This window comes from Pseudomonas sp. ICMP 8385, from assembly GCF_002699915.1.
In the GTDB taxonomy this organism is placed as follows: Bacteria; Pseudomonadota; Gammaproteobacteria; order Pseudomonadales; family Pseudomonadaceae; genus Aquipseudomonas; species Aquipseudomonas gessardii.
This window is the reverse complement of the sequence record NZ_LKBY01000114.1, coordinates 23510-41737: the sequence shown is the minus strand read 5'-3', so window position 1 is coordinate 41737 and position 18228 is coordinate 23510. Positions and strand designations below refer to the sequence as shown.

Here is an 18228-nt window from a genome sequence, read left to right as displayed (position 1 = left end):
CAATAATCAGACGTTTCTTCGCAGTAAGTACGAAAGAAATCAGCCTTCGCGCTGGAATTCGCAAGAATATTTACCGCTGGCCCTCGTATCATTCACTTTAGAAACAGCCGAGAGCCTCGTATGAATCCAATAAAAACGTGGTGGGATATCAGCCCACCCTTGAGCACCGCCACCCCGACCTGGCCGGGCGACACCCCCTTCCAGGAAGAACGCGTCTGGCAGTTCGGCCCCGAATGCCCGGTGAACGTCGGGCGCATTACCCTGTCGCCCCACACCGGTGCCCATGTCGATGCGCCGTTGCACTACAGTGCCGACGGCGCGCCCATCGGCGAAGTCTCGCTGGATGTGTACCTGGGCCCGTGCCGGGTGCTGTATTGCCTGGACAGCGGCGCGCTGGTGCAGCCCGAGCAGTTGCAGGGGCGCCTGGATAACCTGCCGGAGCGGGTGCTGCTGCGCACTTATCAACAGGCGCCGCTGACTACCTGGGATGCGGACTTCACCGCCGTTGCCAAAGAAACGGTCGAGCTGCTGGCCAGCCTCGGCGTGCGCCTGATCGGCATCGACACGCCATCCCTGGACCCGCAACAGTCCAAGACCATGGATGCCCACAACGCCGTCGCCCGGCATGGCATGGCGATTCTCGAAGGCATCGTGCTCGACGACGTGCCGCAGGGCGATTACGAGTTGATCGCGCTGCCGTTGCGTTTTGCCAACCTCGATGCCAGCCCGGTACGAGCAATCCTGCGCCCGCTCAAGGAGCCCACGCGATGAGCCAGTGTCCTTTTTCCCCTGATTACCAGCCGCCTGAAGAGTGGCATAACGCCGAGCTGAATTTTTCCGAGTCCATGAGCTACGGCGACTACCTGGACCTGGGCAAAGTGCTCACGGCCCAGCACCCGCTGTCGCCGGACCACAACGAGATGCTGTTTATCATCCAGCACCAGACCTCCGAGCTGTGGATGAAACTCATGCTCCACGAACTCAAGGCCGCCCGTGAACATGTGCGCCTGGGTGAGCTGGCGCCGGCGTTCAAGATGCTGGCGCGGGTGTCGCGGATTTTCGACCAACTGGTGCACGCCTGGGCGGTGCTGGCGACCATGACGCCGTCGGAGTACAAGGCGATCCGCCCGTACCTGGGGCAGTCGTCGGGCTTCCAGTCGTTCCAGTACCGGGAAATCGAGTTCATCCTCGGCAATAAAAGCGCGGCGTTGTTACGACCCCACGCCCATCGCCCGGAATTGCTCAAGGAGCTGCAAGTGGCGATTGCCACGCCGTCGCTGTATGACGAGGCGATCAACCTGATGATCAAGGCGGGCCTGGCGATTGACCCGCAGCGCGCGCAACGCGACCCGACGGCGCCGACGGTGCATGACGAATCGGTGGAGGCGGCGTGGCGCGAGGTGTACCGCGATCCGAACCGTTACTGGGACCTGTATCAGTTGGCCGAGAAGTTTATCGACCTGGAGGACTCGTTCCGCCAATGGCGCTTCCGCCATGTGACCACGGTGGAGCGGATCATCGGCTTCCAGCCGGGCACCGGTGGCACCGAAGGTGTGGGGTACTTGCGCAAGATGCTCGACACGGTGCTGTTCCCCGAGCTGTGGCGGGTGCGTTCGACGCTTTAATAAAAAAGCCCCGGTTCTCCGGGGCTTTTTCATTGGCAGATTTGAACTTGGAATGCAGATCAAAATGTGGGAGCGGGCTTGCTCGCGATAGCGGTGTATCAGTCAGCACATGCATCAACTGACAGGTCGCCTTCGCGAGCAAGCCCGCTCCCACATGGATTACTGTGTTGCCAAGGTCTTGGCCTTTCTCGAGCGCAGCCAGTACGCCGCAAAGAGAATCCCCACCCACACCGGCATCGCATACACCGATGGGCGCATGTCCGGGATGGCCAGCATCACGCCAACGATCACCAACATGAACGCCAGGCACAGGTAGTTGCTGAACGGGAACCAGAAGGTCTTGAACGACGGCACCACGCCTTGCTCGCCCATGGCCTTGCGGAACTTGATGTGGGTCAGGCTGATCAGCGCCCAGTTGATCATCAGCGAAGCAACCACCAGGGCAAACAACAGCACCAGTGCATCCTTGGGTGCCACGTAGTTGATCACCACGCACAGCAACGTCACCAGGGCCGAAATGCCCAGGGCGCGCAACGGTACGCCTTGCTTGTTGAGCTTCATCAGCGCCTTGGGCGCGTCGCCTTGCTCGGCCAGGCCGAACAGCATGCGGCTGTTGCAGTACACGCCGCTGTTGTACACCGACAGTGCGGCGGTCAGCACCACGAAGTTGAGGATGTGCGCGGCGGTGTCGTTACCGATCAACGAGAAGATCTGCACGAACGGGCTGGCACTGTAGGCATCGCCGGACGCGCCGAGGGTTTGCAGCAGTTGATCCCAGGGGTACAGCGACAGCAGCACGGTCAGGGCGCCGACGTAGAAAATCAGGATCCGGTACACCACCTGGTTGATCGCCTTGGGGATCACCTTGCGCGGCTCGCTGGCTTCGGCAGCCGTAATACCCACCAGCTCCAGGCCGCCGAACGAGAACATGATGAACGCCATCGCCATCAAAAGGCCCATGCCGCCGTTGGGGAAGAAACCGCCGTGGTCCCACAGGTTGCTGATCGAGGCTTGCGGGCCGCCGGTGCCGCTGAACAGCAGGTAGCAGCCGAGCACGATCATGCCGATGATCGCCACTACCTTGATGATCGCGAACCAGAATTCGGTCTCACCGAAGAACTTCACGTTCAGGGTGTTGATCAGGTTCACCGCAACGAAGAACACCACCGCGCTGACCCAGGTCGGCACTTCAGGCCACCAGAACTGGATGTACTTGCCCACCGCCGTCAATTCGGCCATGCCCACCAGCACATACAGCACCCAGTAGTTCCAGCCGGCGAGGAAGCCTGCATAGCCGCCCCAGTACTTGTGGGCGAAGTGGCTGAAGGAGCCGGCGACCGGTTCCTCGACGATCATCTCGCCCAGCTGGCGCATGATCAGAAACGCGATAAACCCGGCTATCGCATAGCCCAGGATCATCGAAGGCCCCGCCGATTTCAGCACCCCGGCCGAACCGAGGAACAAACCCGTACCAATCGCCCCGCCCAGGGCAATCAGCTGAATATGCCGGTTTTTCAGGCCACGCTTGAGGCCCACCGGGTTAACCATGTCATCCGCCATTAACATTCCCTTTTACTTGTTTTTTTCAGGGTTGATCCTGCACGCCAGACCCGCCCCTCACTGCTGAGGGGTCAGATATTACTCTCGGTAAACTTTTCGTAATACAGCTGAACGCCATCAAGTGCCTGTTCTTGCAGCCACTTCTTGATCGATTCGACCATTGGAGGGGGGCCGCAGACGTACATATCGGCCGATCTATCCCGCAATTCGGCCAGGTCGAAATGCTCGGTCAAATAGCCGCGCTTGCCAGGCCACTGCGGCGATGGGTCGCTGAGCACTTCGGTGTAGCGAAAACCGCGCAAGGTTTGGGCATACGCCTTGATGCGCTCGGCCTCGCACAAATCCTCGGCCCCGCGCACCCCGTAATACAGGTGCACCGGTTGCTCGCAGCCGCGCTCGGCCAATTCATCGAGCATCCCCAAGAGTGCCGACAACCCGGTGCCGCCGGCCACCAGCACCAGTGGCTGGGTGACGTGCCGCAGATAAAACGCACCCAGCGGTGCCTCCAGGGTGATTTCATCGCCGACCTGGCAGCGCTCGCGTATGTAATTGCTCATCACCCCGTCCGGCAGCAAGCGGATCAAAAACTGCAAGCGGTTGCCCGGGCGGTTGGCGAAGGAGTAGGAGCGCTGGTGCTCGGTGCCGGGGATCGACAGGCGCGCATATTGCCCCGGCAGAAAGTCCAGGGCCTGCTCCAGTTGCACCGCCAGAATCGCGGTGCTGGCCGACACCTGTTGCACCTCGCAGACCCTGGCGCTGACCTGCACCGGCCCTGGCGCATTGCACAGGCTCGAATCGAAATCGAAGTAAAACGCCGCATCCGATTGGACTCGGGTCTGGCAACTGAGCATCTTGCGCTGTTGCAGGTCGAGGCTGGACAAGGCCTCGTCATCCACATAGTCCTGGCTGTAGTCGCCGGACTCGCAACGCCCCTGGCAGGTGCCGCACACGCCTTCGCGGCAATCGAGGGGGATCTTGATGCCACTGCGCAATGCTGCATCCAGCAGGATTTCGTTGCTGCCCACCGCAAAGAACAAGGTCTTGCCATCGGCAAAACTGAAGGCCACTTTGTGATTCATCCACCGTTCTCCATGGATTGGGTAATACCTGTAGGCGCGAGCTTGCTCGCGAAAAACGTTAACGATGGCGCGGGCATCCTGAATGCACGCGCAGCCCTTGGTTTTTTCGCGAGCAAGCTCGCTCCTACAGTTGAAGGGAGGGCGTCAACGTCAGAGGTGGTAGAAATCCAGCACCGAGTTGATCGTGTCATTGAGCAGCAGCGCATGCTTGCGCGTGATCAGCCAACTGTCGCCATGGGGCTTGAGGCTATAGGTGGCGTGGCCATAGAACTGCTCCGACATCGCCAACCGATAAAACAGCGTGTGCCAGTTCAGCCGCACCTCCAGGCAGCCATCAGCCTGCTCGGCAATCCGTACGTTATTGATCAGGTGCAAGGTGCGCGGCATGGGGGTGGCGGACGCCGCCTTGCCGGTGCGCAGGCGGAACACCCGGTCTTCCAGGCCCGAACGGTTGGCGTAGTAGATCAGCGACATCTCGCGCTTGGGGTCGCGGGTGTAGACGTGCTCCGAGTCCCATTGCGGCAGGTGGAACTCACTCTGCGGGTCGAACAACTGCACATAGGCGTCCCAGTCCTGGGCGTCGCACAGCTCGGATTTGCGGTAGAAAAACTGCTCGATCTGATACTGCAATGGCGCGTTCATCATTTCACCTCGTGCAGTTTCAAGGATTGTGCGTCCAGACCGTCCAGCAGGAAGGTCTGCCAGTTGCGGTGCTGGTTGACGTACAGCCCTTCGTGGGTGAATTCGGTGCCGGTCATGGCCGGTTGGATGCCGATGGCCTCGCTGTTGGGCGTCGGCCCGGTTGCCCAGCGATGGCTGCCCCGGGAGATATCGCTCCAGCGTTCCAGGCGGCCCTGGAAGCCGCGCTGGGCTTCGCGAAATTCCACCAGGTCATCGGGGGTGCCCATGCCGGACACGTTGAAGAAGTCTTCAAACTGGCGGATACGGTTTTCGCGGTCAGCGTCGGACTCGTGCTTGACCCCCAGGCACTGGCTGATGATCTCGGTCTTGTTCCACGCCACCGGGCGGATGATGCGCAGTTGCGAGCTGATCTGGTCGAGGAAGAACAGGCTCGGGTACACGTTGAGGTTGCGCAGGCGGTGCATCATCCACTCGGCCTTTTGCTGGCCGTGCTCTGCCACCAGGCGCGGCATGATGGTGGCGTAGCCGGAGCGCACGCTGGGGTTGGGCATATCGCTGAACAACACACTGTGGCCGTTGTTGAAGGCGAACCAGCCGTCATCGGTATTGGCATCGCCGGCGCCGAGTTTGCTGTAGTCCAGGGTGCTGCCGGAGGCGCTGCCGTTTTGCGTATTGACCTGCTGGCGATGCTGCACCGTGGCCACGTAGTTATAGTGCACGGTGCTGACGTGGTAGCCGTCCAGGCCGTTTTCGTTCTGCAGCTTCCAGTTGCCGTCGTAGGTGTAGGCCGACTTGCCGGGCAGCACCTCCAGCTCACCGGTGGCGGATTGCGCGACCATCATGTCGAAGAACACTTTGGCGTCGCCGAGGAAGTCTTGCAGGCTGTCGGTGCCGTGCACGTCGAGGCTGATAAACACAAAGCCCTTGTAGCTTTCGATGCGCGCCTTCTTCAGGCCGCGGGTGGCCTTGTCGAAACCTTCCGGGTATTCCCCCGGCGCCTTGACCTTCACCAGGCGCCCGTCGCTCTTGTAGCACCAGGCGTGGAACGGGCAGGTAAAGGTGGACTGGTTGCCCTTGCCGACGCGGGTCAGGGTGGTGCCGCGATGTTGGCAGGCGTTGATCAGGGCGTTGAGCTGGCCTTCGCCGTCGCGGGTGATGATCATCGGCTGGCGCCCGGCGCGCATCGTCACGAAGTCATGGTTGTTGGCCAGTTCGCTTTCGTGGCAGGCGTAGATCCAGTTCTTCTCGAAGATCAGTTCCATCTCCAGGTCGAACAGCTCGGGCTCGGTGAACATGTCACGGGCGATGCGGAACACACCCTCGGCCGGACGGAAATCCAGGCAGCTTTCGATAAACGTTTTCCACTGCTCGACGCTTCTTGCACCACTCATGGGAGGCACCTTTTATTGGGTAGCTAATCGGTGGTTCATTAGAGGCGGGCAGGGGGGCGGCCAGCTATCCGCTTAGTGGGGGAAGATGGGCCGCATAGTTGGGGAGCAAGTACCCACTTGGGTGCAACGCCGCCGGGGAATGCGCTACTGTCTGGCCAGGCAATGGTCGTAAAAGCCGGTTTCTTATCCACATAGTCGACGCTCGTTATCCACTCAGTGGGCAAGTGCGCGAGGTGGCGCAGAACTTGCCTTGATCCACCGGACGCGCCGTCAGAGCGCGCTGGCCACAACCGCCGTGAGTGCACCCTGATGAGTAGCCATACACGCGATATCCGTATTGAACGTTTCGACCTTGAAGGTGCCCGCAGCTGGATGTCCGGCATCTGCGGGCCCCATCGCCTGGAAACCACCGCGCCTGCGCGCCTGCGCTTCCACCACAGTGCCAATGTGTTCAAGTCCCGCGCCACCACGCTGGGGGTGATCGAATATGGCACCGACGTGACCATCGATATCGAAGACGCCGAACACTTTCGCAGCTACAGCCTGAGCCTGCCGCTGGTGGGCGAGCAGGAGTTGAGCAAGGGCGGCCAGCGCTTGAGTTCCAACCGCGACCAGGGCGTGATCATCTCGCCCAATGAACACCAGGTGCTGGCGATCTCCGGCGACTGCCGCAAGTTGCAGGTGGTGATCACCCGCGCGGCGATGAGCGAAATCCTGGAGGGCCTGTTACAGCGGCCGATTGATGCGCCGTTGCGCTTTGAAGCGGTGATGGATGCGGTGCAGGGTGCACCGGCGGCGTGGTGGCGCATGGCACGGCACGTTATCGCGGAGCTGGAACACAGCAGCGAGCTGTATGACCAGGCCGCGTTTACCCGTGACCTGGAAAGCTCGCTGATCAAGGGCCTGATCCTGGCCCAGCCGAACAACTACTCCGAAGAACTGCGCGACGTGCTGGGCGTGAAGTTGCCCCACTACCTGATCCGCGCCCGCCAATATATCCACGATAACGCCCGCGAAGCGCTGCACCTGGAAGACCTGGAGGCGGCCACCGGGGTGTCGCGGTTCAAGCTGTTCGATGCGTTTCGCAAATACTTCGCCCTGTCCCCCATGGCCTACTTGAAAAAGTACCGCCTGGGCGCGGTGCGCCAGGAGATTCTGGAGCATGGGGCAACCCGCACCATCTCCGAAATCGCCCTGGGCTGGGGTTTTACCCACCTGGGAAGGTTTTCGGCGGAGTACCGCAAACTGTTCGACGAATCCCCCAGCCAGACGCTGCAACGTAACGGTGCGCGGCGCATGCGCGGTGCCTGAACACACTGCAGATCAAAATGTAGGAGCTGGCTTGCCTGCGATAGCGGTGGGGCAGTCAAAGAATCTGGTGACTGATCCACCGCTACCGCAGGAAAGCCAGCTCCCACAGGGTATTAGTGGTGGCTGGGCTGTTTCAGATCAGCTCTTCCACCAGTTGCAAGCAATGACCCAGCCCCGGCGACTGATCATTAACCCGCCGGCTGAGAATGATCGGCGACGTCGCGGTGGCCTCGACAATCGGCGTATAGCCGATATCCGCCCGGTGCAGCATCTGCACCGAGGCCGGCACCAGCGTCACCCCCATGCCGGCCCCGACCAGGCCAATGGCGGTCTGCAACTCATTGGTCCATTGCGCCACCTTGATCGCCAGGCCATGGGTGTCGAACAGTGCGATCACATGGTCGGCATAGCTGGGGCGCGGGTTGCCGGGGTACAGCACCAGTGGCTCGGCGGCCAGTTGCGCGAGGGTCACCGGTGCGCCCAGCAGCGGGTGCCCGGCCGGCAACACCGCCACCAGCCGATCCTCCACCAGCACGCGTTGGACAATGGCCGGGTCATCAATGCGAATCCGCCCGAACCCCACATCGATGCGCCCGGCCTTGAGCGCCTCGACCTGTTGCAGGGTGGTCATCTCCGCCAGGCCCAATTCCAGCTCCAGCGCGTCATGGCTGCGCAGGCGGCGGATCAGCTCTGGCAGCACGCCATACAGGGTCGAGGGGGCAAAGCCGATCCCCAGCCAGGTCTTCTGCCCCAGGCCGATGCGCCGGGTGTTGTCGCAGGTCTTGGTCAATTGCTCCAGCAGCACATTGGCGTGTTCATAGAAGTAGCGCCCGGCTTCGGTCAGCCGCAACGGCCGGCCACGCTCCAGCAGGACCACGCCCAACTCGTCTTCCAATTGCTGGATCTGCCGGCTCAACGGCGGCTGGGCGATATGCAGGCGTTCGGCGGCGCGGGTGAAGTTCAGGGTTTCCCCCAGCACCTGGAAGTAACGCAAGTGGCGCAGTTCCATACGAGTTCCTCTCATACCTTGAGGGTATTGTTCGAGACCAATTCTATATTGGAAGCCAACAACAATGGGCGACAGAATCAAGCAAGACCTATAAAGAACCCAACGGGTATTGCCATGCCGATTTGCGCCATCGAGTCGATCGAGACCATCATCGTCGATCTCCCCACCATCCGCCCGCACAAGCTGGCGATGCACACCATGCAAAACCAGACCCTGGTGATCATCCGCGTGCGTTGCGCCGACGGCACCGAAGGCATTGGCGAGTCCACCACCATCGGTGGCCTGAGCTACGGCAATGAAAGCCCCGACAGTATCAAGATCAATATCGACCAACATTTTGCGCCGCTGCTGATCGGTCAGGATGCCAGCAATATCAACGCGGCGATGTTGCGCCTGGAGCGCAGCATCCGTGGCAATACCTTTGCCAAGTCTGGTATTGAAAGCGCCTTGCTCGATGCCCTCGGCAAGCGCCTGGCTTTACCGGTCAGCGAACTGCTCGGCGGCCGCGTGCGCGATGCCTTGCCGGTGGCGTGGACCCTGGCCAGCGGCAACACCGCAAAAGACATCGAAGAGGCCGAGAAGATGCTCGACCTGCGCCGCCACCGCATCTTCAAGCTGAAGATCGGCGCCGGTGAAGTCAGCCAGGACCTGGCCCATGTGATCGCGATCAAACAAGCCCTGGGCGAGCGCGCCAGCGTGCGGGTGGACGTCAACCAGGCCTGGGACGAAGCCGTGGCCCTGCGCGCCTGCAAGGTGCTGGGCGATAACGGGATCGACCTGATCGAACAGCCGATCTCGCGCAATAACCGTGGCGGCATGGCCCGCCTCAACCTGTCGAGCCCGGCGCCGATCATGGCCGACGAATCCATCGAATGTGTCGAAGATGCCTTTAACCTGGCCCGCGAAGGCGCGGCCTCGGTATTTGCCCTGAAGATCGCGAAAAACGGCGGCCCGCGCGCGGTGTTGCGCACGGCGGCGATTGCCGAAGCGGCGGGGATCGGCCTGTATGGCGGCACCATGCTCGAAGGCGGGATCGGCACCCTGGCGTCGGCCCATGCATTTCTCACCCTGAACAAACTGGCGTGGGACACCGAGCTGTTCGGGCCGCTGCTGCTCACCGAAGATATTCTTACCGAGCCGCTGGTGTATCGCGATTTCCACCTGCATGTCTCGACCGCCCCGGGCCTGGGCCTGGCCATCGATGAGGAACGCCTGGCGTTCTTCCGTCGTGACAAACATTAAGAGGACGCCTGCGATGTTGTTTCACGTAAAAATGACCGTCAACCTGCCCGTGGACATGAACCCCGAGCGCGCGGCGGCCCTCAAGGCCGACGAAAAAGCCCTGGCCCAACGCCTGCAGGCGCAGGGCAAATGGCGCCACCTGTGGCGCATCGCCGGGCTGTACGCCAACTACAGCGTGTTCGATGTCGACAGCGTGCAGGAACTGCATGACCTGTTGATGCAACTGCCGCTCTATCCCTACATGGCCATCGAAGTGAATGCCCTGTGCCGGCATCCGTCGTCGATCCATGAGGATGATCGCTGAGTCTGTCTAGCCACTTAATAATTACAAGATGAGGATTGCACCATGTCCATTCGACTGTCCCAGACTGCCCATGCCCAGCGCTTTCTCGAAGAAGCCAGTGGCAACCTCAATGACGCCGGCAACCCACGGGCCAAGGCGCTGATCTACCGGATCCTGCGCGATACGGTGAATATCATCGAAGACCTGGAAGTGACCCCGGAAGAGTTCTGGAAGGCGGTCAACTACCTCAATGAACTGGGCAAGAACCAGGAAGCCGGGCTGCTTGCCGCAGGCCTGGGCCTGGAGCATTACCTGGACCTGTTGATGGACGCCGCCGACGAGCAAGCCGGCAAGTCCGGCGGCACCCCGCGCACCATCGAAGGGCCGCTGTACGTGGCGGGTGCGCCGCTGTCCAAATACGAAGCACGCCTGGACGATGGCCTGGATACGGCTGTGCCGCTGTTTATGCGCGGGCAAGTGCGCGATGTCGACGGCAAGCCGTTGGCCGGGGCGATTGTGGATGTGTGGCAGGCCAACACCGGCGGGACTTACTCCTGGTTCGACCCATCGCAATCGGAGTTCAACCTGCGCCGCCGGATCGAGACCGATGCCCAGGGCAATTATCGTTTCCGTAGCATCGTGCCGTCTGGCTACGGCTGCCCACCGACCGGGCCGACCCAGCAGTTGCTCGATCAACTGGGGCGCCACGGCCAGCGACCGGCGCATATCCACTTCTTTATCTCGGCACCGGGGCATCGGCACCTGACCACGCAGATCAACCTGTCGGATGATCCGTATCTGCATGATGACTTTGCCTACGCGACGCGGGATGAGCTGATTGCCGAGATTCGCTTTAGCGAAGACCCGCAACTGGCGCGGGAGTTTGGCGTGGAGGGCAAGTTTGCGCAGATCGATTTCGACTTCGAGTTGCAGCCGGCGGTGGCCCCGGTCGAGCAAAAGCGCATGCAACGCGTACGCGCCCTCGAAGACTAAACGCAGTCAAACCTGTGGCAGCTGGCTTTTGTGGGAGCTGGCTTGCCTGCGATAGTATCTCCTCGGTATTGCAGATAAACCGAGGTGTCTGTATCGCGGGCAAGCCCGGCTCCCACAAAAGCCAGCTCCCACAGGTGATCGGCGGTGTTTTGGCTATTTGCGCACGACCAGGTCCAGCACCTCATCCCGGTCCTTGATCTTCTGCAACACAATCTCCGAACGGATATCCATCACCCCCGCCGTGCGGTTGAGGTGGTTCACGATAAAGTCGGAAAAGTGCTTGAGGTTGCGCGCCTGTACCCGCAGCACGTAGTTGCTGGCGCCGGTGATCACATAGGCACTGGCCACTTCCGGCCAGCCCTGGACCTTCTTGATAAAGGTCTCGTGCCAGTCCTCCATATCCTGGCGCAACGACAGGTGGACGATGGCTTCCAGCTCGATCCCCAACTGCTCGGCATTGAGCACCGCGCGATAACCGCTGATCACCCCCTCACTCTCCAGTAGGCGCAAGCGACGCAGGCAGGCGGACGGCGACAGGGCGACTTTTTCCGCCAGTTCCTGGTTGCTGATACGGCCATCCTGTTGCAAGAAATACAGGAGGCGCAGGTCGGTGGCGTCGAGAATCATGCTTAGAATTAATCCGCGTATTTGGAGGTTAAATTAGAATTTCCTACAGCTTATTAAGCCAGTTGTCGCGCACTTTGCACGAAAATTCTGCAAATCTTCGTTCATTATTTGGTCCATCGTCACCTATAAAAACAGGACTTTCCATGACCAGCCGCAATCACTGCCAGACCCTCGATGCCCAGGACCCGCTGGCGCCCCTGCGCTATCAGTTCGCCCTGCCGGAAGGGGTGATCTACCTCGACGGCAACTCCCTCGGCGCACGCCCGGTGGCGGCGCTTGCGCGGGCGCAAGCGGTGATTGCCGAGGAGTGGGGTAATGGTTTGATCCGCAGCTGGAACAGCGCCGGCTGGGCCGATCTGTCCCAGCGCCTGGGCAACCGCCTGGCGCCGCTGATCGGCGCGGGCGAGGCTGAAGTGGTGATTACCGATACCACCTCGATCAACCTGTTCAAGGTGCTCAGCGCCGCCTTGAGCGTGCAGCGCCAACGCCAGCCGCAGCGTAAGGTGATTGTCAGCGAGGCGAGCAACTTTCCCACCGACCTGTACATCGCCGAAGGCCTGGCCGCGCTGCTGCAACAGGGCTACAGCCTGCGCCTGGTGAACAGCCCGGACGAACTGCCGGCGGCCATCGACCAGGACACTGCCGTGGTGATGATCACCCACGTCAACTACAAGACCGGCTACATGCACGACATGCAGGCGCTGACCGCCCTGAGCCATGAGTGCGGCGCACTGGCGATCTGGGACCTGGCGCACTCGGCGGGCGCGGTGCCGATTGACCTGCACCTGGCCGGCGCCGACTACGCTATTGGCTGCACCTACAAATACCTCAACGGCGGCCCGGGTTCCCAGGCGTTTGTCTGGGTCAACCCGGCGCTGGTGGAGTTGGTGGCGCAGCCCTTGTCGGGCTGGTTCGGCCATAGCCGCCAGTTCGCCATGGAGTCCAACTACGTGGCGGGCAAGGGCATCACCCGCTACCTGTGCGGCACCCAGCCGATCACCTCGCTGGCGATGGTCGAGTGCGGCCTGGATATCTTCGCCCAGACCGACATGGCCAGCCTGCGCCGCAAATCCCTGGCGCTCACCGACCTGTTTATCGAACGGGTGCAAAGCCGCTGCGCCGCCCATGACCTGGCACTGATCACTCCGCTCGAGCATGCCAAGCGCGGCAGTCATGTGAGCTTTGAACACCCGCAAGGCTACGCCATCGTCCAGGCCCTGATTGCCCGTGGCGTGATTGGTGATTACCGTGAGCCGAAGATCATGCGCTTTGGTTTTACCCCGCTGTACACCAGCTTTACCGAGGTGTGGGATGCGGTAGAAATCCTTGGTGAAATCCTCGATGAGAAAACCTGGGACCAGCCGCAATTCAAAGTGCGCCACAGCGTCACCTGAAAAACCACAAAACCCATGTAGGAGCTGGCTTGCCTGCGATCAAATCGCCTCGGTCTCACTGACATACCGAGGTGCCTGCATCGCAGGCAAGCCAGCTCCCACAGGTGCTTGGCCAGCAGTAACCATCACAATAATAAAGGGGCACGCACGTGACCACGCCAGACAACGGCTTTGCAGCAATCACCAACCGCGAACTGGGCCTGCGGCGCCAGCTCACTTCCGGGCAGATGAGCATGATCGCCATCGGTGGCGCCATCGGCACCGGGTTGTTTATGGGCAGCGCCTATGCCATCGGCTATGCCGGGCCCAGCGTGCTGGTCAGCTACGCCATCGGCGCGTTGATCACCTTGTTGTTGATGGGCTGCCTGGCGGAAATGACGGTGGCCCATTCCACCTCCGGCTCTTTTGGCGCCTACGCCGAGTTCTATATCAGCCCCCTGGCCGGGTTTTTGGTGCGTTATGCGTACTGGGCGGCGATTGTGCTGGCGGTGGGCGCCGAGGTCACGGCGGTGGCGATGTACATGAAGTACTGGTTCGCCAACGTGCCGGAATGGGTGTGGATCGTCTCGTTCTCCAGTGTGCTGATCGTGCTTAACGCCATCAGCGTCAAGACCTTCGGCAACTTCGAGTACTGGTTCTCGACGATCAAGATCAGCGCCATCGTCGGCTTTATCATCCTCGCGGTGTATGTGGTGTTCGGCTCCGGCAACCCGGATTACGGGGTGCAGAACTACACGGCCCATGGCGGGTTTTTCCCCAATGGCCTGAGTGGCATGTGGATCGCGGTGATCGTGTCGATCTTCAGCTACCTGAGCGTGGAGATGATCGCGGTGGCGGCGGGTGAAGCGGCCGACCCGGAGCAGGCGGTGAAAAAAGCCTTCCGTGCGACGATTGTGCGGCTGGTGGTGTTCTACCTGCTGACCCTGGCGCTGATGCTGGCCATCTTGCCGTGGAACCAGGCCGGGCAGAGCCAGAGCCCGTTTGTCACGGTGATGCAGACCATCGGCATTCCCGGCGCCACCGGGGTGATGAACTTCGTGATCCTGATTGCCGCACTGTCGGCCATGAACAGCCAGCTGTACATCACCACGCGCATGATGTTCAGCCTGTCCCGCGCCGGCTTCGCGCCAAAATCCATGGGCGCCCTGAGCAAGAGTGGGATCCCGCTCAATGCCCTGTTGCTGTCCAGCTCGGGCATCGCCCTGGCGACCCTGCTCAACGTGGTGTACCCGGAAAGCTCCTTCACCTTGATGATGGCCATCTCGATGTTTGGCGCGATCTTCACCTGGTTCATGATCTTCCTCACGCACCTGTTCTTCCGCCGCTACCGCAAGCGCCATGGCGGGCCGAAGTTGTCGTTCCAACTGCGGCTGTTTCCCTACAGCACGCTGCTGGGGCTGGTGCTGATGGGCGCGGTGATGATCACCACGTTCTTCACCGAGGCGTTCAAGATGACCCTGGTGTTTGGCGTGCCGTTCCTGCTGATTCTCTCGGCGGTGTATTACGTGTTTTTCCGCAAAGGCACGGACAAGGCATCGAGCAAGGCCCTGGCATAACCCGGCAACTGCTCGAACGAACGCGCGCACACCAGCAGTTTGCGACAGGCCCAGTCCTCCGTCAGGGGCTGGGCCTGGAAGGGCTGCGCGTGGGGCCAGCGCTGCAACGCCGCCAGCGGCACAATCCCCAGCCCGGCGCCACGGGCGACCATGCGCATCACCCCAGCAAAGCCATCGGCCCGCACCCGGGTCTGCAAGCGAAAGCCCGCGTGCAGCGCCTGCTCCTCCAGGTACACCGCCAACGCGCTGTCGGCGGCCAGGCCTACATAGTCGTAAGGCAGGCTGTCGATAAAACTCACTGCGCCGGCCGTCAGCGGATGCCCTGCCGGCAGGATCAGCATCAACGGGTCGTCGCGAAAGGGGCGGGTCTGCAAGCCATGGGTGTCCACCGCATCGGAAATAATCCCCAGGTCCGCCGCGCCCTGGCGCAGGGCATGGGTGATGCGCAGGCTGGGCAGCTCTTGCAGGTCGATATCGAGGTTGGGGTGGGCGCAGAGAAAATCCGCCAGCAACTCCGGCAGGTATTCGCTAAGGGCGGTGGTGTTGCACAGCAGGCGCACCTGGCCTTTGACGCCGTTGGCGTATTCCGCCAGCTCTTGTTGCAGGCGTTCGGCTTGTTGCAACAGTAGGCGCGCGTGCCGGGCCAGGGCGTTACCGGCGGCCGTCGGGGTCACGCCACGGCGGCCGCGCTGCAGGAATTCGACGCCCAGTGAGGCCTCCATGGCGCGGATGCGCGCACTGGCGGCGGCCAGGGACAAGTGGCTGCGGGCGGCGCCGGCGGTGATGTTGCCGGCGTCGAGGATATGCAGGTAGAGGCGCAGGTCGATCAGGTCAAAGTGCATGGCTGGGGTTCTCGGGTGCCTGGACGGGCCTTATCGCAGGCAAGCCAGCTCCCACATTTGGAAGGGTGAACACATTCAGAATGTGGGAGCTGGCTTGCCTGCGATAGCGGTCTGAGCCTCACACAAAACAAGAGGCAGCCTCAGTATATGGCGAATTTCCAACCCCACGCCAAACCCGCAAACTCCCCCCATGACTACCTTCCTCGCGTTCTACCAAGACCTCGGCCCAGCCCTGACCCTACTGGTGATCGGCACCTTCCTGCTGGCCGGCACCGTCAAGGGCGTAATTGGCCTGGGCCTGCCCACTGTTGCCATGGGCCTGCTCGGCCTGGCTATGCTGCCGGCGCAGGCTGCGGCTCTGCTGATCATCCCTTCGACCATCACTAACCTCTGGCAACTGACCTTCGGTGGGCACTTGGGCGCATTGAGCCGGCGCCTGTGGCCCATGTTGCTGCTGATTTTTCTGGGCACCGGGCTCGGTTCGCTGTGGCTGGGCATGGACGGCGGCCCCTGGGTGGTGCGGGCCTTGGGCGGGGCGCTGTTGGTGTATGCGCTGTGCGGGCTGTTGCTGCCGACGCTCCGTGTGCCTGCCCGCACCGAGCGCTGGCTGGGCCCACTGTGTGGCCTGCTGACGGGGATCATCACCTCGGCCACCGGCGTCTTTGTGATCCCGGCCGTGCCTTACCTGCAAGCACTGGGCTTGCACCGTGACCAACTGGTACAGGCGCTGGGCCTGTCCTTCAGCGTGTCCACCCTGGCCCTGGCAGGCGGGCTGTTCTGGCGCGGCAACCTCGGCGCTGGCGAGCTGAATGCCTCGTTGCTGGCGCTGGTGCCGGCGCTGCTGGGCATGTGGCTGGGGCAACAGCTGCGCCAGCGCATCAGTGCCACGGTGTTCAAACGCGTGTTCTTTATGGGCATGGCGGCCCTGGGCGGGCACCTGTTGATAGGCGGCTAGCGCAACAATCAAATGATTACTCGTGCTTGAAGGTCAAAAGTGTTTTGCCGATCCGAGGCTTACTCACCCGAAGGGTTGCCCGTAGCCTGGGCTCATGCATTTTCAACCTTCAGGTAAACCCTTATGAAAAAAGTTCTGTTGCTCAACGGCGGTAAGCAATTCGCCCACTCCGATGGCCGCTACAACAACACCCTGCATGATGCGGCCCTGGCCGTGCTGGACCGGGGTGGTCTCGACGTGAAAGTCACCCATATCGACGCTGGCTACGACGTGGCCGAAGAGGTCGCCAAGTTCCTCTGGGCCGATGTAATCATCTACCAGATGCCCGGCTGGTGGATGGGGGCCCCGTGGATCGTCAAGAAGTACATCGACGAGGTCTTCACCGAAGGCCACGGCAGCCTGTACGCCAGCGATGGCCGCACCCGTTCCGATGCCTCGCAAAAATACGGCAGCGGCGGCCTGATCCAGGGCAAGCAGTACATGTTGTCGCTGACCTGGAATGCGCCGCAGGCGGCATTCGACGACCCGAGCGACTTCTTCGAGGCCAAGGGCGTGGACGCGGTGTACTTCCCGTTCCACAAGGCCAACCAGTTCCTCGGCATGAGCGGCCTACCGACGTTCCTCTGTGTGGACGTGATGAAGCGCCCCGCCATCGAGGCCGATGTGTTGCGCTATGAACAGCATCTGGCCCAGGTGTTTAACCTGGCGCTGTAATACGGCTAGTATCCACGCAGCCGTATTCACGAGGATGCACGTTGAAAGCCCGATCCGATGAGCTACAGATCTTCGTCTGCGTGATTGAGTGCGGTTCGATTTCCGCCGCCGCCGAGCAAGTCGGGCAGACGCCTTCGGCGATCAGCCGCACCTTGTCGCGGCTCGAAGCCAAGCTCGACACCACCCTGATCAACCGCACCACGCGGCGCATGGACCTGACTGAAGAGGGCAAGTACTTCTTCGAGCAGGCCAAGCGCATCCTGGAGCAGATGGACGAGCTGGAAGAGCGCCTGTCGTCGCGGCAGAAAACCCCGTCCGGGCGCTTGCGGATCAACGCCGCCTCGCCGTTCATGCTGCATGCCATCGTGCCGTACGTCGCCGAGTTCCGCCGCCTGTACCCGGATATCCAGTTGGAGCTCAACAGCAACGACCTGATTATCGACCTGCTGGAGCAGAGCACCGACATTGCCATCCGCATCGGCGCCCTGGCGGATTCGACCCTGCACGCCCGCTCCCTGGGCAGCAGCCCGCTGCATATCCTCGCCAGCCCGGCGTACCTTGAGCAACACGGCACGCCAGGCACAGTGGCGGAGCTGGCCAACCACACTTTGCTCGGCTTTACCCAGACCGAAACCCTCAACCACTGGCCGCTGCGCCATGTGCAGGGCGACCGCTGGCAGATCGAGCCGGGCATTGCCGCGTCCAGCGGTGAAACCCTGCGCCAGCTGGCGTTGGAGGGGCAGGGGATCGCCTGCCTGTCGCATTTCATGACCAGCGACGACATCAACGCCGGCCGCTTGCAGTCGATCCTGGCGCCGTTCAACAGTGGCTATCGCCAGCCGATCCACGCGGTGTACTACCGCAACTCGCAACTGGCCCTGCGTATCCAGTGCTTTTTGGACTTTATCCAGGAGAAGCTGGCGCGCTACGCCTGTTGACCGGCGCCTACTGGTCCGGTGTGGTGGTTTTCCGTACCATCGCCCCCTCATTTCCCGCCACGCCCCC

At 61.8% G+C, this 18228-nt stretch carries 18 protein-coding genes; 11 read left to right on the top strand and 7 right to left on the bottom strand.

What is annotated here, in order from left to right; all coding sequences use genetic code 11:
* The first annotated feature begins 120 nt into the window (after positions 1 to 120).
* Together kynB and kynA are read left to right on the top strand one after the other, a co-directional pair.
* Positions 121 to 771, top strand: coding sequence for an arylformamidase (gene kynB, locus AO268_RS21920; RefSeq protein WP_076962675.1), 651 nt, complete (start codon positions 121 to 123; stop codon positions 769 to 771).
* A complete protein-coding gene (gene kynA / locus AO268_RS21915; protein WP_032862811.1) occupies positions 768 to 1625 on the top strand; it encodes a tryptophan 2,3-dioxygenase in 858 nt (285 codons plus the stop codon). The genes kynB and kynA overlap by 4 nt, the downstream gene beginning before the upstream one ends.
* Before the next feature lie 159 nt (positions 1626 to 1784).
* On the opposite strand, the gene AO268_RS21905 is transcribed toward kynA, so the two are convergent.
* From AO268_RS21905 to antA, 4 genes are all read right to left on the bottom strand, one after another.
* Complete coding sequence (locus AO268_RS21905; RefSeq protein WP_099169835.1) at positions 1785 to 3185, bottom strand: amino acid permease; 1401 nt, start codon at positions 3183 to 3185, stop codon at positions 1785 to 1787.
* A gap of 71 nt (positions 3186 to 3256) precedes the next feature.
* Positions 3257 to 4264: an anthranilate 1,2-dioxygenase electron transfer component AntC gene (gene antC, locus AO268_RS21900; protein WP_099169834.1), complete on the bottom strand. Its 1008-nt coding sequence runs from the start codon at positions 4262 to 4264 to the stop codon at positions 3257 to 3259.
* Between the two features lie 150 nt (positions 4265 to 4414).
* Complete coding sequence (gene antB, locus AO268_RS21895) at positions 4415 to 4906, bottom strand: anthranilate 1,2-dioxygenase small subunit (protein WP_076962679.1); 492 nt, start codon at positions 4904 to 4906, stop codon at positions 4415 to 4417.
* Entirely contained in the window at positions 4906 to 6297 is a 1392-nt protein-coding gene (antA, locus tag AO268_RS21890; RefSeq protein ID WP_099169833.1) for an anthranilate 1,2-dioxygenase large subunit, read from the bottom strand. Before antA ends, antB begins: the two co-directional genes overlap by 1 nt.
* A 309-nt stretch (positions 6298 to 6606) precedes the next feature.
* On the opposite strand from antA, the gene AO268_RS21885 reads away from it, so the two are divergent.
* Entirely contained in the window at positions 6607 to 7608 is a 1002-nt protein-coding gene (locus tag AO268_RS21885) for an AraC family transcriptional regulator (protein WP_076962681.1), read from the top strand.
* Between the two features lie 133 nt (positions 7609 to 7741).
* Here AO268_RS21885 and AO268_RS21880 read toward each other — a convergent pair whose 3' ends face one another.
* The gene (locus tag AO268_RS21880; RefSeq protein WP_076962682.1) at positions 7742 to 8617 is read right to left on the bottom strand and encodes a LysR family transcriptional regulator; all 876 of its coding nucleotides are present in this window, start codon (positions 8615 to 8617) and stop codon (positions 7742 to 7744) included.
* 114 nt (positions 8618 to 8731) lie between these two features.
* Between AO268_RS21880 and AO268_RS21875 the strand changes: the two genes are divergently transcribed.
* From AO268_RS21875 to catA, 3 genes are read left to right on the top strand one after another with little or no spacing between them, the layout of a single operon-like run.
* On the top strand, positions 8732 to 9859 hold the full coding sequence (locus tag AO268_RS21875; protein WP_076962683.1) for a muconate cycloisomerase family protein: 1128 nt from the start codon (positions 8732 to 8734) through the stop codon (positions 9857 to 9859).
* A gap of 13 nt (positions 9860 to 9872) precedes the next feature.
* Positions 9873 to 10163, top strand: coding sequence for a muconolactone Delta-isomerase (gene catC / locus AO268_RS21870; protein WP_029299901.1), 291 nt, complete (start codon positions 9873 to 9875; stop codon positions 10161 to 10163).
* 42 nt (positions 10164 to 10205) lie between these two features.
* Positions 10206 to 11135 (top strand): catechol 1,2-dioxygenase, encoded by a 930-nt coding sequence (catA, locus tag AO268_RS21865; RefSeq protein WP_076962685.1) that lies wholly within the window; start codon positions 10206 to 10208, stop codon positions 11133 to 11135.
* 153 nt (positions 11136 to 11288) lie between these two features.
* Here the strand turns inward: catA and AO268_RS21855 are convergent, their stop codons facing one another.
* On the bottom strand, positions 11289 to 11762 hold the full coding sequence (locus tag AO268_RS21855) for an Lrp/AsnC family transcriptional regulator (protein WP_076962686.1): 474 nt from the start codon (positions 11760 to 11762) through the stop codon (positions 11289 to 11291).
* Positions 11763 to 11905: 143 nt separating this feature from the next.
* Here AO268_RS21855 and kynU point away from each other — a divergent pair, with 143 nt between their 5' ends.
* Both kynU and AO268_RS21845 read left to right on the top strand, forming a co-directional pair.
* Positions 11906 to 13156 (top strand): kynureninase, encoded by a 1251-nt coding sequence (gene kynU, locus AO268_RS21850; protein ID WP_099169831.1) that lies wholly within the window; start codon positions 11906 to 11908, stop codon positions 13154 to 13156.
* Positions 13157 to 13305: 149 nt separating this feature from the next.
* Positions 13306 to 14712: an amino acid permease gene (locus tag AO268_RS21845; RefSeq protein WP_099169830.1), complete on the top strand. Its 1407-nt coding sequence runs from the start codon at positions 13306 to 13308 to the stop codon at positions 14710 to 14712.
* Here the strand turns inward: AO268_RS21845 and AO268_RS21840 are convergent.
* Positions 14658 to 15554, bottom strand: coding sequence for a LysR substrate-binding domain-containing protein (locus tag AO268_RS21840; RefSeq protein WP_099169829.1), 897 nt, complete (start codon positions 15552 to 15554; stop codon positions 14658 to 14660). The genes AO268_RS21845 and AO268_RS21840 overlap by 55 nt on opposite strands.
* Positions 15555 to 15744: 190 nt before the next feature.
* On the opposite strand from AO268_RS21840, the gene AO268_RS21835 reads away from it, so the two are divergent.
* The 3 genes from AO268_RS21835 (at position 15745) to AO268_RS21825 (ending at position 18161) form a co-directional block, all read left to right on the top strand.
* Positions 15745 to 16509, top strand: coding sequence for a sulfite exporter TauE/SafE family protein (locus AO268_RS21835; RefSeq protein WP_099169828.1), 765 nt, complete (start codon positions 15745 to 15747; stop codon positions 16507 to 16509).
* A 123-nt stretch (positions 16510 to 16632) separates the two neighbouring features.
* A complete protein-coding gene (locus AO268_RS21830) occupies positions 16633 to 17223 on the top strand; it encodes an NAD(P)H-dependent oxidoreductase (protein ID WP_099169827.1) in 591 nt (196 codons plus the stop codon).
* A 41-nt stretch (positions 17224 to 17264) separates the two neighbouring features.
* A complete protein-coding gene (locus AO268_RS21825; protein WP_076962692.1) occupies positions 17265 to 18161 on the top strand; it encodes a LysR family transcriptional regulator in 897 nt (298 codons plus the stop codon).
* The last annotated feature ends 67 nt before the right edge of the window (positions 18162 to 18228 follow it).